The sequence below is a fragment of the Clostridium sp. J1101437_171009_A5 genome, assembly GCF_015547905.1.
Classification (GTDB): Bacteria; Bacillota; Clostridia; order Oscillospirales; family Oscillospiraceae; genus Pseudoflavonifractor_A; species Pseudoflavonifractor_A gallinarum.
Window position 1 is genome coordinate 45,215 of sequence record NZ_JADMVY010000009.1, and the last position, 14,295, is coordinate 59,509.

General features: G+C 60.7%; 12 protein-coding genes. 6 read left to right on the forward strand and 6 right to left on the reverse strand.

The genetic code is table 11. From position 1 onward, the window contains the following. Positions 1 to 2: 2 nt before the first annotated feature. The 4 genes from I2C21_RS12315 to I2C21_RS12330 all read right to left on the reverse strand — a co-directional run bounded on the left by I2C21_RS12315 (position 3) and on the right by I2C21_RS12330 (position 5,004). Complete coding sequence (locus I2C21_RS12315; protein ID WP_193537083.1) at positions 3 to 941, reverse strand: ABC transporter permease; 939 nt, start codon at positions 939 to 941, stop codon at positions 3 to 5. A gap of 195 nt (positions 942 to 1,136) precedes the next feature. Beyond that, complete coding sequence (locus I2C21_RS12320) at positions 1,137 to 2,816, reverse strand: peptide ABC transporter substrate-binding protein (protein WP_195279407.1); 1,680 nt, start codon at positions 2,814 to 2,816, stop codon at positions 1,137 to 1,139. A gap of 47 nt (positions 2,817 to 2,863) precedes the next feature. After that, on the reverse strand, positions 2,864 to 3,808 hold the full coding sequence (locus tag I2C21_RS12325; protein ID WP_195279408.1) for a Gfo/Idh/MocA family oxidoreductase: 945 nt from the start codon (positions 3,806 to 3,808) through the stop codon (positions 2,864 to 2,866). A gap of 20 nt (positions 3,809 to 3,828) precedes the next feature. After that, positions 3,829 to 5,004 (reverse strand): ROK family transcriptional regulator, encoded by a 1,176-nt coding sequence (locus I2C21_RS12330; RefSeq protein ID WP_186963294.1) that lies wholly within the window; start codon positions 5,002 to 5,004, stop codon positions 3,829 to 3,831. A 178-nt stretch (positions 5,005 to 5,182) separates the two neighbouring features. Here I2C21_RS12330 and I2C21_RS12335 point away from each other — a divergent pair, with 178 nt between their 5' ends. Together I2C21_RS12335 and I2C21_RS12340 are read left to right on the forward strand one after the other, a co-directional pair. Further along, positions 5,183 to 5,935, forward strand: a complete 753-nt coding sequence (locus tag I2C21_RS12335) for a copper homeostasis protein CutC (protein WP_101691208.1) — start codon at positions 5,183 to 5,185, stop codon at positions 5,933 to 5,935. Positions 5,936 to 6,096: 161 nt separating this feature from the next. Next, entirely contained in the window at positions 6,097 to 6,843 is a 747-nt protein-coding gene (locus I2C21_RS12340) for a polysaccharide deacetylase family protein (protein WP_186963295.1), read from the forward strand. 59 nt (positions 6,844 to 6,902) lie between these two features. On the opposite strand, the gene I2C21_RS12345 is transcribed toward I2C21_RS12340, so the two are convergent. Further along, a complete protein-coding gene (locus tag I2C21_RS12345; protein WP_101691206.1) occupies positions 6,903 to 8,561 on the reverse strand; it encodes a ribonuclease J in 1,659 nt (552 codons plus the stop codon). A 450-nt stretch (positions 8,562 to 9,011) separates the two neighbouring features. Here I2C21_RS12345 and I2C21_RS12350 point away from each other — a divergent pair, with 450 nt between their 5' ends. Both I2C21_RS12350 and I2C21_RS12355 read left to right on the forward strand, forming a co-directional pair. After that, positions 9,012 to 9,230: a DUF1653 domain-containing protein gene (locus I2C21_RS12350; RefSeq protein WP_101691205.1), complete on the forward strand. Its 219-nt coding sequence runs from the start codon at positions 9,012 to 9,014 to the stop codon at positions 9,228 to 9,230. Between the two features lie 4 nt (positions 9,231 to 9,234). Further along, complete coding sequence (locus tag I2C21_RS12355) at positions 9,235 to 9,567, forward strand: arsenate reductase family protein (RefSeq protein WP_195279409.1); 333 nt, start codon at positions 9,235 to 9,237, stop codon at positions 9,565 to 9,567. Between the two features lie 51 nt (positions 9,568 to 9,618). Here the strand turns inward: I2C21_RS12355 and I2C21_RS12360 are convergent, their stop codons facing one another. After that, positions 9,619 to 10,605, reverse strand: a complete 987-nt coding sequence (locus I2C21_RS12360) for a helix-turn-helix transcriptional regulator (protein ID WP_193537204.1) — start codon at positions 10,603 to 10,605, stop codon at positions 9,619 to 9,621. 399 nt (positions 10,606 to 11,004) lie between these two features. Between I2C21_RS12360 and I2C21_RS12365 the strand changes: the two genes are divergently transcribed. Together I2C21_RS12365 and I2C21_RS12370 are read left to right on the forward strand one after the other, a co-directional pair. Continuing rightward, positions 11,005 to 12,093, forward strand: coding sequence for a dipeptide epimerase (locus tag I2C21_RS12365; RefSeq protein ID WP_195279410.1), 1,089 nt, complete (start codon positions 11,005 to 11,007; stop codon positions 12,091 to 12,093). Positions 12,094 to 12,219: 126 nt separating this feature from the next. Beyond that, the gene (locus I2C21_RS12370; RefSeq protein WP_195279442.1) at positions 12,220 to 14,181 is read left to right on the forward strand and encodes a peptide ABC transporter substrate-binding protein; all 1,962 of its coding nucleotides are present in this window, start codon (positions 12,220 to 12,222) and stop codon (positions 14,179 to 14,181) included. The last annotated feature ends 114 nt before the right edge of the window (positions 14,182 to 14,295 follow it).

Here is a 14,295-nt window from a genome sequence, read left to right on the forward strand (position 1 = left end):
GCTCATCCCTCCTTACTGCCCTGGATGCGGATCCGGGGATCGATCACGGAATAGAGGATATCCACGACCATGATGACAAAGATGTAGAAGGCGCTGTAAAACACCGTAATGCCCATGATGGTGGAGTAGTCGTTGTTCTTGATGCAGTCCACGAACAGAGAGCCGATGCCGGGGACCGAGTAGATGCTCTCCACGGCCAGGGAGCCGGTGAGCAGGTTGACCACCACGGGGCCCAGGATGGTGACCACCGGGATGATGGAGTTGCGCACGGCGTGGACCATGAGGACCTTGAACTGGCTCAGGCCCTTGGCCCGGGCGGTGGTGATGTAGTCCTGCTCCAGCACGTCCAGCATCTCGGTGCGGATGAACCGGGCAAACATGGCCGTGGCGCTGAAGGAGAGGGCGATGGAGGGCAGCACCGAGCAGGCCCAGTTGGTCCAGAAGGCCACCGGCAGGATTCCCCACTGAAGGCCCACATAGTACTGCAGCAGGGCGGCCACAACGAAGTTGGGCACACTCACGCCCAGCACGGCGATGACCATGGTAAAGTAGTCGATGCCGCTGTTATGCTTCCAGGCGGCGATGATACCCAGGGTGAGTCCCACCGCCAGGCCCAGCAGCACCGCCTGGATGCCGATGAGCATGGACGGACCAAGACGGCTGAAGATGACGTCGGCCACCGGACGGCCGGTGTACAGGAAAGACGTGCCCAGGTCGCCCCGGATGAGGTTGCCCAGGTACTTGATGTACTGCACCGGCACCGGATCATTCAGTCCGTATTTTTCCAGCATGATCTCCTGCTGCTCAGGCGCCAGCATGGAGAAGCGCTCGGTATCAAACGGCGTGCCGGGGAGCTTCTTCATCAGGAAGAAGGTGACTGTGATGATAATAAGGAGCGTAAGCACAAGATACACCAGGCGCTTGCCAATGTATTTTAACATTCTGCTTCCCCCGTTCCTTTCTGGAGTTTAAAGAATTGAGGCCCGCGCTGCGGACCGGGTATGGATCTGGAACCGTGGCAGAAGGTCGAACCCCTGCTCGGCCTCCCGCCACGGCTCAGATACGAGTCTGTGCCGTGGGTCTCCCCGGAGCCGGGATCATTCCCGGCCCCGGAGAGCGGAAGCGGAAGAGGCAGATTAGCCCTCCGCGCTGTCAGCAAAGTGCGCGAACTTGAACTCGACGGGGCTGCCCAGGGGGTGCATGACCAGGTCCTGGACCTCCGCGCTCTGCAGGTAGGCAAAGCCCTTGTAGTACAGGGGGGACACCACGGCGTCCTCCTCCACCAGCAGCTTCTCGGCGTCCAGCATGCTCTGCAGGCGGGTCTCGGCGTTGGCGTCAGCCTTGGCGGAGAGGATCAGCTCGCTGTAAGCGGGGTTGGCATAGTTGCCGCGGTAGGGAGTGCTCTTGCCGGTCTTGGAATCGGCGATCCACAGATCCAGGAAGGTCATGGCGTCGTCGTAGTCAGCGCCCCAGGCGGTGATGGCGAACTGATAGTTGTTGTTGTCCATCAGCTCGTTGCGGGCCTTGCTGGTCTTGGAGTCGATGGCGACCTCAATGCCCAGGTTGTCGCGGAACTGGCTCTGAACGAAGGTAGCGATGTTCTTGGTCACGGAGTCGTCAGCGATGAGCAGGGAGAGCTTGGGCTCGGAACCCAGCTCGGCCACGCCCTTATCCCAGTACTCCTTGGCCAGGTCGGGATCGAAGGAAGAGATGTTGCCGTTGAGCTCACGGAAGGTGCCCTCATCGCTGCCGGACACGCCGAAGGAGACCAGGCCCTCAGAGGCAGCGGAGCCGTCGGCCAGGATGGTGTCAGCCAGGATGGAGCGGTCAATGGCGTAGCCCAGAGCCTTACGGATGTTGGCGTTGCTCAGAGCGGGGTCCTCCATGTTGTACTGGAGGTAGGTGACGCGGAACTCGGTCACGGTGTGGAACTCGGGATCGTCCTTGTACTTGGCCACGTCGGAGGAGGACAGGTTGACCTTGTCCAGAGTACCGGCCTGATAGGCGTTCAGGGCAGCGGAGGCGTCCTTGATGATCTTGACTTCCACGTTGGGGATGGCCACGTTCTCAGCGTCCCAGTACTTGTCGTTCTTCTTCAGCGTGGTGCCCACGGCGGGGTCATAGCTGGTGATGACATAGGGACCGCAGTAGATCATGTTCTCGGCCTTGATGCCGTAGTTGTCGCCCTGCTCGGTGACAAAGGCCTCGTTCAGGGGGAAGTACATGCTCAGGGTGGTCAGGTACAGGAAGTAGGGGGTGGGATTCTTCAGGTGGACTTCCAGGGTGCGGTCGTCCACCGCCTTGACGCCCACTTCCTCGGCGGAGACCTTGTTCTCGCCGTACTCAGCGCCGTTGACGATGTAGTCGGTCATGATGAAGTTGTAGCCGTTGGTGGCATCCGCGCTCATCTGCTTGAGCCAGGCAAACACAAAGTCGTTGGCGGTCAGGGGAGTGCCGTTGGACCACTCCAGGCCCTCGCGCAGGGTAAAGGTATAGGTGAGGCCGTCCTCGGAGACGGTGTAATCCTCACACAGGGCCTTCTCGGGCTCGTGGTTGGCGTCCAGACGGAACAGGCCCTCAAAGGTGTTGTTCAGGATGGTGAAGGACTGAGTATCCGAAGCGGCCCACTGGACCAGGGTACGGATCTCATTGCTGTCATAGTAGACCAGAGTATCGCGGGTGGTGGTGGCGGTTCCGGGGTCACCGCTGGTGGTGGGAGTACCGCTTCCGGTATCGCCGCCGGTGAACCCGCAGCCCGCCAGCGTCGACACCAGAAGTGCCGAAGCCAGGACGGTAGAAACGAGCTTTTTCTTCATGTTTCATTCTCCTCTTGTCTTGGATTTGTTAAAATGCATGTGCATACTTAACCTGAAATCAGTTGCTCCGCCTGCTGGCAGACAGCCAGCGCCGGCAAAACCGTGCGGATATCCAGCCTTCCCGGACTGCGTCCCCCGCGGAGCTCCTCCAGCAAGGTGTCGATCTGCCGCCCATAGGGGTCCCAGGTGGGGAAGCACTCCTCCTCCATTCCCTGGGGCGTATACCGCCGCCAGCGGTCGGAGGCCAGGCGGCTGTCAAACCGGATGAGTTCATCGGTAAAGGCGGCCTCCACCCCCGCCTCCAGTCCGGAGGCAAAGCCGGATGGAAGACACCAGGAGGCGTAGAGCACCGCGCAGAAGGTGGGATAGCGGAGAAACAGGGTCACGCTCTCCCCTCCCGGTCCTTCGGAGGCCTCCACCCGCTCGGGCAGTCCAGACAGGGAGACCACATAGTCCACATCGTGGATGGCCAGATCAAAGAGGACCCCGCCCGAGCGCTTTGGATCGGCCAGCCAGCCCCCGTCGCTCCAGTCCGGCCGGGGCTGCCGCCGCCAGAGGGTCAAGGTGTGCAGCCGCTCCCGCCCCGCCGTGAGCCGGTGGGAGAGGGCCTCATAGGCATCCCACGAGCGCAGCACCTGGGCCACCGCGAGAGTGGTGCCAGTCTGTTCTGCCCGGTCCGCCATGGCGATGGCGTCCTCCAGAGAGAGGGCCGCCGGTTTTTCACACAGGATATGGGGCACGCGCCCCATCAGCGCCTCTGTCGCGGAGCGGTGCAGGTCGCTGGGCAGGCAGATCACCGCCAGATCCGGGCGGCGGGGGAGGGTTTCCAGCGCCTCCGGGCCGGCCAGGATACGGGCGTCTGCTGCCCCGGGCAGGGGTTCTCCCCCGCCCCGCCGGCTGATCACCGCCGTGATGGTCACATCCGTCCGCCGGGCCAGCCGCGCGCTGTGGAGGCGGGCCATATTTCCGGTGCCCCAGATCAGGACTTCCATCCCGTGCCCTCCTCCTTATCTTATTGGCACATCTCGTCCAGCACATGGCGCAGGGCCAGGGCCCCGCCGCCGATGAGATGGCCGCTGACGCCGAAGCTCTCAAACCGGAGCTGAAAGGTATTCTGCATGTATTCATTGAGCTTGCTGCGGTAATTCCGCTCCACCAGCGTGGAGAAGATCGGGTTCTGACGCAGCATGCTGCCGCACAGGAGCACCACTTCCGGCGCGTAGGTATTGGCCAGCAGATTGATGGCAATGGAGGTATACTCTACGACCTGGGTGATGAGGGCCACCGCAAAGGGATCTCCCCGCTGAAAATAATCAAAGAGGCCCTTCATGTCGATGTTGGGATAGACGGTGCGGGCCTCGGCCAGAATGGTCCGCTGGGACAGATGGGTCTGGAGACAGCCTACTTTGCCGCACTCACAGATCTTGCCCGCCGGATTGAGGATGATGTGGCCGATCTCCCCGGCCATATTCTCTCTTCCCCGATAGATCTCTCCATTGAGGATTACCGCCGCGCCGATACCATCTCCGATGCTCAGCACCACCATGCTCCGGCTGCCGGCGCAGGCGCCGAAGTGGTGCTCCGCCAGAGCGATGGCCTTGGTGTCGTTCTCCAGGACAAATTCATATCCAGGCAGACGGCTGTGGAGATATTGGGTGACCGCCACATTCCGCCAGCGGAAGTTGGCCGAAAACTCCAGCTCTCCCCGGTCGATATCCACAATTCCGGGGACTACCACCCCGATGGTGGAGCGCATCTCCCGGTTTCGGTGCTTCTCCAGGAAAGCCTCCAGGCGTGCCGCCATCCAGGGCAGGATCTCCTCCGGGGTGAATTCCCCCTCGGGCACCGGCTCCATCTCGTGGGCCCAAAGGCTTCCCCCGGGGTCCACCAGGCCCAGGTGCAGATATTCCCGCTCCAGGCAGACGCTGGTGCAGAAGAGCCGCTCCCGCTCCAGAGAGAGCACCCGGGGAGGACGTCCCACCTGGTTGCCGTTCTCCTTTTCCTGCTCCCGCAGCACGCCGCGGGCCATCAGCTCGTCCACGATGCGTCCCACCGTCACGATGCTCATACCAGTGGCTTCCGCCGCCTGTGCCCGGGACATCTCCCCTGCGTTGCGGATGGCTGCGAGCACCAGTTTGGTGTTATTTCGGTGCATCAGTGTGCGATCCACCTTTTTTCCCGCAACCATATTCCGCCTTCCCTTCCATTTATAACATGATTTAATTAACTCGCTGTACAATTTCTCTCTTTCTGTTCTGTATTATACTCAATATCTCCGCAAATTGCAAGCTCTTATTGACAGATAACACAAATTTCATTATAATTAATGCACCAGGCAAAATTAAATTATTAAGGTGATGTTAAAAATGAGTAGCGTGATTTTGGAGGTCTGCTGCGGCAGCGCAGACGATGTCATCCAGGCCCACAAGGCGGGCGCCCACCGGGTTGAGCTCAACAGCAATCTCTTCCACGGCGGCCTCACTCCCACCATTGGCGAGCTGGTCGTCGCCAAGCGGGAGACCGGCATGAAGATCATGACCATGGTCCGTCCCCGTGAGGGCGGCTTCTGCTACACCGATGCGGAGTTTGCCACCGCCATCGAGGACGCCAAGCAGCTCCTGGCCAACGGCACCGACGGTCTGGTCTTCGGTTTCCTCCATCAGGACGGTACGCTGGACAAGGAGCGCACCCGCATCCTGGCCGAGCTGGCTCAGGAGGCCGGTAAGGAGACCGTGTTCCACCGGGCCATCGACGTGGTCCCCGACTGGAAGGAAGTGCTGGACGTGCTCATCGAGCTGGGCATCACCCGCGTCCTCACCAGCGGACAGGAGCCCGACGTTTCCCTGGGCACCGACACCGTGCGTGAGATGATCCAGTACGCCGCCGGCCGCATTCAGATCCTGCCCGGCGCCGGTATCACCGCCCGCAACATGGACCGCATCATCTCCGAGACCGGCTGTGACCAGATCCATCTGGCCGCCCACAAGACCCTCTCCGACACCTCCGTCAACAACAACCGCGCCATCTATTACGGCGGTGCCCTCTATCCCCCCGAGGATCGCTTCAACGTCATCGACAGCGATTACATCGGCGGCATGGTGGGCCGTCTGCCCGGCTGATCCTGCGTATCCCTTCCCCCGTCCATCTGGGCGGGGGAATTTTTTTGTTCTGTACGGCATATTTTCCGCCGTCTCATTTGATTTCAAAAATAAGGAAGGCATGGAGCACACGCCGTTCCGGCATACTACCCTTAGTGAATTTGGAAAGGCGGCGTGATGGTATGCGGCGTTGGCTTCTGTTTGTCCTGCCGGTCCTGGCATGGAGTCTGTGCGCGGCAGCTCTTCTGACTGCGCCGTCCGCCGTTCCGGCGGATGTCCCTCTGCCGGTGGAGGAGACACCTGCACCCTCCTCCACCCCATCGGGCGGACTCATTGCCCTCACCTTTGACGACGGCCCCCGTCGCTCCACCACCACCGCCCTGCTGGACGGCCTGGCCGCGCGCGGGGTGCAGGCGACCTTCTTTCTCATCGGAAAGCAGGTGGCCGAGTATAACCAGGATCTGCTCCAGCGGATGGACGCGGAGGGCCATCAGATCGGCATCCATACCTACGACCACGTGATGCTCTCCGGGCTCAATGCCGCTGATTTCTCCGCACAGGTGGACAAGACCCGGTCGCTCTTTCAATCGATTTTGGGCCACAACGGATTTCTGCTCCGTCCGCCCTACGGGAGCACCGATCCCGCGGTGCGCTCTATGGCGGGCTGTCCCATCATCCTGTGGTCCATCGATCCGGAAGACTGGGACGATCAGAACGCGGATCGGGTGGTGGAGCATGTGGTCTCCCGGGCCAAAGACGGGGACATCATCCTCCTCCACGACATCTTCCCCACTTCCGTGGAGGCCGCACTGCGTATCGTGGATCAGCTCCACGCCCGTGGCTTTTATTTTGTTACCGTGGAGGAACTCTTTGCGGCCCGGCATATCACGCTGGAGCCCGGCAAGGTCTACCGCTGCGCCTATCCATAAGAAGGTACAAAAATGCGGCACGCTCTCTGGGAGCGTGCCGCATTTCTGATTGGATGAAGTTATACTTCCATGATGACGGGCAGGATCATGGGATTGCGCTTGGTCTTTTTGTAGAGGAAATTGGAGAGATCGGTCTTGATCTCGGCCTTGATGGCGGACCAGTCGGTGCACCGCTCCCGCTCGCACTGCTCCAGCGCGCCCACCGCCACCCGGCGCAGCTCTTCCATCAGTCCCTCGGACTCCTTGACGTAGACAAAGCCGCGGGTAATGATGTCGGGTCCGGAGACCACCGAGCCGTCTTCGCTGGACATGGAGACCACCACCACGATCATGCCGTCCTCGGCCAGGTGCTTGCGGTCCCGCAGGACTACGCTGCCCACGTCGCCCACGCCATAGCCGTCCACAAAGACCTTGCCTGCAGGCACGGTCCCGTTGATCTTGGCGGAGTTGGGGGTGAGCTCGATGACCTTGCCGATGTCGCTGATGATGATGCGCCGGGGGTCCATGCCCATGTCCTGGGCCAGCTTGGAGTGGGTCTTGAGCATCCGCTGCTCTCCATGGACGGGGATAAAGAACTTGGGCTTGACCAGGGCGTGGATGATCTTGAGCTCCTCCTGGCAGGCGTGGCCCGACACATGGAGGGGCCCGCTGCGCTCGTTGATGACCTCGGCGTCCTTGCGGTAGAGCTCGTTGATGACGCTGCCGATGGCGTTCTCATTGCCCGGGATGGCGGAGGCCGAGAGGATCACCCGGTCCCCGGCGCGGATCTCCACCTGCTTGTGGGTGTTGAAGGCCATGCGGGTGAGGGCGGACATGGTCTCGCCCTGGCTTCCGGTGGTGATGATGCACACCTTATTATCAGGCAGGCTCTTGATGTGGTTGACGTCCACCAGGACGCCGTCGGGGATCTTCATATATCCCAGCTCCACCGACACCTTCATGGCGTTCTCCATGCTCCGTCCGGTCACGGCCACCTTGCGCCCATACTTGGCCGCCACCGAGATCACCTGCTGGAGCCGGTCCACATTGGAGGCAAAGGTGGTGACGATGATGCGGTTATCGCATCCCCGGAACAGCGCGTCAAAGGACTCGCCCACGCTCCGCTCGCTCTTGGTAAAGCCGGGGCGCTCCACATTGGTGGAGTCGGCCAGCAGGGCCAAAACGCCCTTCTTCCCCAGCTCACCCAGGCGGGCCAGATCGGTCATACCGCCCTGGATGGGGGTGGTGTCGATCTTGAAGTCGCCCGTGTGGACCACCGTGCCCACCGGCGTCTTGATGGCAAAGGCCACCGCGTCGGCAATGGAGTGGTTCACATGGATGAACTCCACCGAGAACTTCCCGGCCTTGACCACCTCGCCCGCCTCGCAGGTGATGAGCTTGGTCTTGTCCACCAGGCGGTGCTCCTCCAGCTTGAGCCGCACCAGACCCGCCGTCATGCGGGTGGCATAGATCGGCGCGTTGATGCTGCGCAGGAGATAGGGGATGGAACCGATGTGGTCCTCGTGCCCGTGGGTGAGGAAAATGCCCCGGATCTTGTCCTGGTTCTTGATGAGATAGGTGAAGTCCGGGATGACCACGTCAATGCCGTACATATCGTCATCCGGGAAACCCATGCCCACATCTACTACAATAATATCCCCGCCGTATTCATATACGGTCAGATTCTTGCCGATCTCATTGAGACCGCCCAGGGAAATAATTTTCAGTTTTTCTGCCATATTGAGATTCAAACACTCCTTTTCGAAATAACACATAATCGAATATCATCTCGTCCGCCGCAGCTCGAAGACACGCGCCGGACGCAAGGACACTTTATTTTGGGCGCACGAAACCAAGGGCGGCCCGCCCCACTCTTTCCGGCCCTGCCTCGCCGAAAAAAGGGGATCGTTTTCTCCGTCCCGGAATCGGATGTAAGCTGTGTCCTGCCTTATTTTCAGTGCGCTCGACGCACATAAAGCCATAAAAAAGGTACCCACATGGGATACGATGGTAGTTATAGTATACCATGCTTTCCCACAAAAGTATACTTCTATTTTCCGCACATCCCGTCGGCCCGGTCCTCTTCCCCGTTTTCCACGGTCTTTCTCCTTTGCAATCGGGGGAAAATATGGTACAATCGACTGCATGAAATAACCGCATGTCTGCGCGGAGAAAGAGGATGTGTTCCCATGCAGGAGATCAAGCCGGGCCGTTACCGCCACTTCAAGGGGATGGAGTATCAGGTGCTCTACACCGCCCGCCACTCGGAGACCATGGAGCCCATGGTGGTCTACCAGGCACTCTATGGGGAGCGCGGCATCTGGGTCCGCCCGGCCGCCATGTGGAGCGAGTGGGTGGAGCGGGACGGCTATGCCGGTCCGCGTTTTCACCCCATCGAGGAGGAATAAACCGGTGAACATTCAGATTTTCGGCACCTCCAAGTGCTTTGACACCAAGAAGGCCCAGCGCTATTTTAAGGAGCGCCGGGTCAAATTCCAGTTCGTGGACCTGTCCAAATACGGCATCAGCAAGGGCGAGCTGACCAGCGTGAAAAACGCCTTGGGGCTGGAGGCCCTCATCAACGCCAAGCACCCGGACGCGGCCCTGCTCACCTATCTGGCCTACGACGCCGACAAGCTGGAGAAGCTGCTGGAGGATCCCCGGCTGCTGTGCACGCCCATTGTCCGCAACGGGAAGCAGGCCACGGTGGGCTACTGCCCGGACATTTGGAAAACCTGGGAATAACGATTTGGGCCCTGCGCCCCTCCTTCGGAGGGCTGCGCAGGGCCTGTTTTTTTACCGGTAACGCTCCCCCACCTGCTCCAGCTGGCGCCGGTAGGCCTCCACCGCCCAGTCCGGTCCGGTGAGCTCCACCCCCGTGCCCAGGCCGAAGATCCAGCCCAGGAACTGCGGACTCACCACCACTGGCACGGTGACGGTAAAATGGTCCTCCCCGTCGGGGATCAGGATGCTCTCCGCCCCGAAGCGGTCCAGCACCACACCCACCAGGCTCTTCTCGCACCGCAGGCGGACCTGCCCCTCCCGGCCGCCGAACATGCCGAAGTGCTTTTGTCCATAGGCGGCCGCGTCAAAGGCCCGGCCGGTCCCCTCCCCCTCTCTGGGCTGGGAGAGAACGGTGAGGCCGTCCATCTTGTCCACCCGGTAGTGGCGTATCTCCCCCTTGTCGTGGTCAAATCCGGCCAGGTAGTAGTTCTCACTGTCCCAGATCAGCCCGTAGGGGGAGACCCGGTAGTGGGCGCCCGCCCGGCGGAAGACCTTCTCCTTGGCCACATTGTACTCAAAGTACCGGAAGGAGACCTGCCGCCCGGTGGAGAGGGCTGTATGGAGCTGGTCGATGGTATAGTATACACTCTCGTTCATGGTCTTGGCCCGGCCCGTCACATAGACCTGCCGCTGGAGCTGGCGGGCCTGGTAGACACTGGAGAGCCCCTCCAGCTTGCGGATAAGGGCCCGGCTCTTGTCCGGTGTGATGAACTTACAGGACTGCACTGCGTCCACCAGCAGCTTGAGCTCGGGCAGCTGGAAAAGCCGCTCTCCCACAAACCAGCCTCCGCCCCGTCCCCGGCGCTGGTGGATGTCCAGTCCAAAGCGGGACAGGGTCTCCATATCGTCATAGAGGCTCTTCCGCTCGGCGGCGATCCCCCGTTCCGCCAGCGCAGCGCGCAGCTCCTCGGTGGTCAGGGGATGCTCTTCATCGGAGCGCTCCAGCAGTAGGGCCTGGAGGGTGAGCAGCTTCAGCTTCTGGTTGAAATGTCTGGCCATGGCGGGCACCTCATCCTTCTTTTGGGATTCTTCGATTTTAAGTATACCTTCTTTTTCCGGTTTGGGAAAGGGCTCTCCGCGCCTTTACGCAGTGCCGCTTTCCCTCGATAAAGTGAGAAAATATACAGTTCTTTTCCCGCTTTCCCCCTTTTTTCCTCTCAGATGTCTCCATTTTCCGTTTTGAAATATTTTCATTCCGATATTGCAATCTGCCCAAATGTCTCTTCTGTCCCGCCCGCTTCTTTTCCCTTTTTTCACCGTTCCACTTTACAAATATCAGAATTTATGCTAGCATTTAAGTAATTATAAAATTCTCTGCCCACAATTCAAAAATGCAACTTTACACAATTTTAATTTCATTTTATTCGATTATCTGATCGGGAATGGAGGCATTTCGCTATGATCATTCGGGATATCCAGGTGGGAGAGATCTCCCTCCCGCTGGCCCGTCCGTTTAAAACCGCCCTGCGCACGGTAGAGCATGTGGACGATATCGTGGTCCGCGTGGTGGCCGACACCGGCGAGGTGGGCTACGGTGAGGCTCCTCCCACCGCGGTCATCACCGGAGACACCAAGGGCTCGGTGGCCTGCGCCATCCGGGAGTTCATCCGCCCCAACCTCATCGGCATGGATGTGGAGGACCTGGACGGTATCATGAAGCGCCTTCACAGCTGCATCCTGAAAAACACCTCCGCCAAGGCGGCGGTGGATATGGCGGTCTATGATCTGTGGGCCAAGCGCTGGGGCGCCCCCCTCTATAAGCTTCTGGGCGGGGCCAGGACCTCCTTCCGCACCGACATCACCATTTCGGTCAATCCCATTGATGAGATGGTGGCCGACGCGCTGGACGCCGTGTCCCGCGGCTATGACATTCTGAAGATCAAGGTAGGAAAGGACGGCACCGGCGATGTGGAGCGCATCGCCGCCATCCGGGAGGCGGTGGGTCCCGATGTACAGCTCCGGGTGGACGCCAACCAGGGCTGGACCCCCAAGCAGTCGGTGGCCATCATCTCCGCCATGGAGGACCGGAATCTGAACATCGAACTGGTGGAACAGCCGGTGAAGGCCCACGACATCGCCGGGATGCAGTTTGTCACCAGCCGGGTCTATACCCCCATTCTGGCGGACGAAAGTGTGTTCTCTCCCGCCGACGCCATCGATATCATACAGAAGGGGGCCGCCGACCTCATCAACATCAAGCTGATGAAAACCGGCGGCATCCACCAGGCCCTCAAGATCTGCGATGTGGCAGAGCTCTACGGCGTGGAATGCATGATCGGCTGTATGCTGGAGTCCAAGCTCTCGGTCTCGGCCGCCGCCCATCTCTGCTGCGGCCGGAGCGTCATCACCAAGGCCGACCTGGACGGCCCCTCCCTGTGCTCGGTGGACCCCTTTACCGGCGGTCCCGTCTTTGAAGAGGCGCTGGTCACCATGTCGGAAGCGCCCGGCGTGGGACTCTCCGCCATCCCCTGCGAGCACTGGAGCTGACCGCGGACCTCCGGGTCCGCCCAAACCCCATATCTTCAAGGGTCCAAGGATTTCCTTCCCTTGTCGATATACGGTCCCTCTCCGGGACCGATCTTGAAAGGAAAGAAGGAGACGCGCGTGAAACGAGTGAAAAAACTGCTTGCTCTGACCCTGGCCCTGTCCATGACCGCTGGTCTCGCAGCCTGCGGCGGCGGCGACGAGGGCGGCTCCACCGGCGGCGAGTCCGTCTACCGGGAGCTCTACTCCAGCGAGGTGGAGACCCTCAACTACCTCTATACCTCTTTTACCAACGACTACCGCATGTGTGCCAATATGGTGGACTGTCTGGTGGAATACGATCCCTACGGTGTGATGAAGCCCGCTCTGGCTGAGAGCTGGGAGCACAATGAGGACTATACCGAGTGGACCTTCAAGATCCGCCAGGGCGTCAAGTGGGTCAACGCCCAGGGCGAGGAGGTGGCCGATGTCACCGCCAACGACTGGGTCTCCGCGGCCAAGTGGGTCAACGACGCCGCCAACAACTCCTCCAACCAGTACATGTACAACGGCATCGTCAAGAACGCCCAGGAGTACTTCAACTACACCGCCTATCTGCTGGAGAGCGAGAACGGCACCAAGACCACCGACGCCGACGGCAATCCCATCGAGCCCGTGCCCGAGGTGAGCTTTGACGACGTGGGCGTCAAGGCGGTGGACGACTATACTCTGGTCTACACCATGGCCTCTCCCTGCACCTACTTCCCCTCCGTGCTGTCCTACACCACCTATATGCCGGTGTACGGCCCCTTCCTGGAGGAGCAGGGCGAGATGTTCGGCGTGGACAATCAGTCTGTGCTCTACAACGGCGCCTACATCATGTCCGAGTTTGAGCCCCAGAACCACCGCACCCTGGTGAAGAACCCCACCTACTGGGACAAGGACAATGTCTTTATCGACAAGCTGGAGTTCCGCTACAATGCCTCCGCCACCACCCTGGGCCCCGAGTCCTTCCTGCGCGGTGAGGTGGACTATGCCGAGCTGGACGCCTCCCTGCTCTCGGCCTGGCAGAGCGATCCTGAGAAGCAGAATCAGCTCTCGGCCAGCCGTCCCAGCGTGGCCTTCTCCTATTTCTTCTGCTTCAACTTTGAGCCCCGCTTCGACGAGTCCCTGGACCCCGACAACTGGACGCTGGCAGTGAACAATGAGAACTTCCGTCAGTCCATCTTCCACGCGCTGGACCGGGTCAACGCCCTGGAAGTGGTGGAGCCCAATACCCCCGAAAACCTCCTCAACAACACCATCACCCCCGCCACCTTCACCGAGGCCGCCGGTCTGGATTACACCCAGTATCCCGCGCTGAAGGCCATCTCGGACGGCGACAGCTTTGACGAGGCCACCGCGCTGGACTACAAGGCCAAGGCGGTGGAGGAGCTCACCGCCGCCGGCGCCAGCTTCCCCATCCAGATGTACATGCGCTATAACCCCGCCACCACCAACTGGGATAAGGAGTGCCAGGTCATCGAGCAGCAGCTGGAAGGCCTGCTGGGCACCGATTACATCGACGTGGTGGTCGAGGCCGGTCCCTCCACCAACTTCCTCTCCATGGTCCGCCGCACCGGCGACTACGGCTTCATGAAGTGCAACTGGGGCGCCGACTACGCCGACCCCCAGACCTGGACCGATCCCTTCAAGTCCCAGGACAACTCCTACAACTTCATGGCCCAGGATCCCAATCTGGAGATCGGCCAGAAGCCCTGCACCAACAAGTCCCCCGAGACCCAGGCTCTGATGGAGGAGTACTACGCCCTCATCGACGCGGCCAAGGCCATCACCAACGATGACGAGGCCCGCTACACCGCCTTTGCCGAGGCCGAGGCCTTCCTCATCGAGCACGCCATCGTCGTTCCCTTCTCCATCTCCAGCTCCGGCTATGTGGCCACCCGCCTCAACGTGTTTGAGGCCCAGTATGCCCCCTACGGCATGGCCCTCCAGTGCTTCAAGTTCCAGAAGCTGCGGGAGGAGCCCATGGGCCTGGAGGAGTTCAACTCCCTCTATGACCAGTGGCTCAAGGACCGCACCGCTGCCATTGCCGCCGCGGACGCCGAGTAATCTCTCTGCGGGCGCCCCGGACCGTGAGTCCGGGGCGCCCCTTCTCCCGGTCTCTGCCACAGCCGCCCTATATGACGGCCCCAGGTCCTGTGTGGGACCGTGATATACCCCGGC

Coding starts and splice junctions, on each gene's coding strand:
- I2C21_RS12315 (WP_193537083.1), bottom strand. CDS start 941: ATGTTAAAATACATTGGCAAGCGCCTGGTGTATCTTGTGCTTACGCTC.
- I2C21_RS12320 (WP_195279407.1), bottom strand. CDS start 2,816: ATGAAGAAAAAGCTCGTTTCTACCGTCCTGGCTTCGGCACTTCTGGTG.
- I2C21_RS12325 (WP_195279408.1), bottom strand. CDS start 3,808: ATGGAAGTCCTGATCTGGGGCACCGGAAATATGGCCCGCCTCCACAGC.
- I2C21_RS12330 (WP_186963294.1), bottom strand. CDS start 5,004: ATGGTTGCGGGAAAAAAGGTGGATCGCACACTGATGCACCGAAATAAC.
- I2C21_RS12335 (WP_101691208.1), top strand. CDS start 5,183: ATGAGTAGCGTGATTTTGGAGGTCTGCTGCGGCAGCGCAGACGATGTC.
- I2C21_RS12340 (WP_186963295.1), top strand. CDS start 6,097: ATGCGGCGTTGGCTTCTGTTTGTCCTGCCGGTCCTGGCATGGAGTCTG.
- I2C21_RS12345 (WP_101691206.1), bottom strand. CDS start 8,561: ATGGCAGAAAAACTGAAAATTATTTCCCTGGGCGGTCTCAATGAGATC.
- I2C21_RS12350 (WP_101691205.1), top strand. CDS start 9,012: ATGCAGGAGATCAAGCCGGGCCGTTACCGCCACTTCAAGGGGATGGAG.
- I2C21_RS12360 (WP_193537204.1), bottom strand. CDS start 10,605: ATGGCCAGACATTTCAACCAGAAGCTGAAGCTGCTCACCCTCCAGGCC.
- I2C21_RS12365 (WP_195279410.1), top strand. CDS start 11,005: ATGATCATTCGGGATATCCAGGTGGGAGAGATCTCCCTCCCGCTGGCC.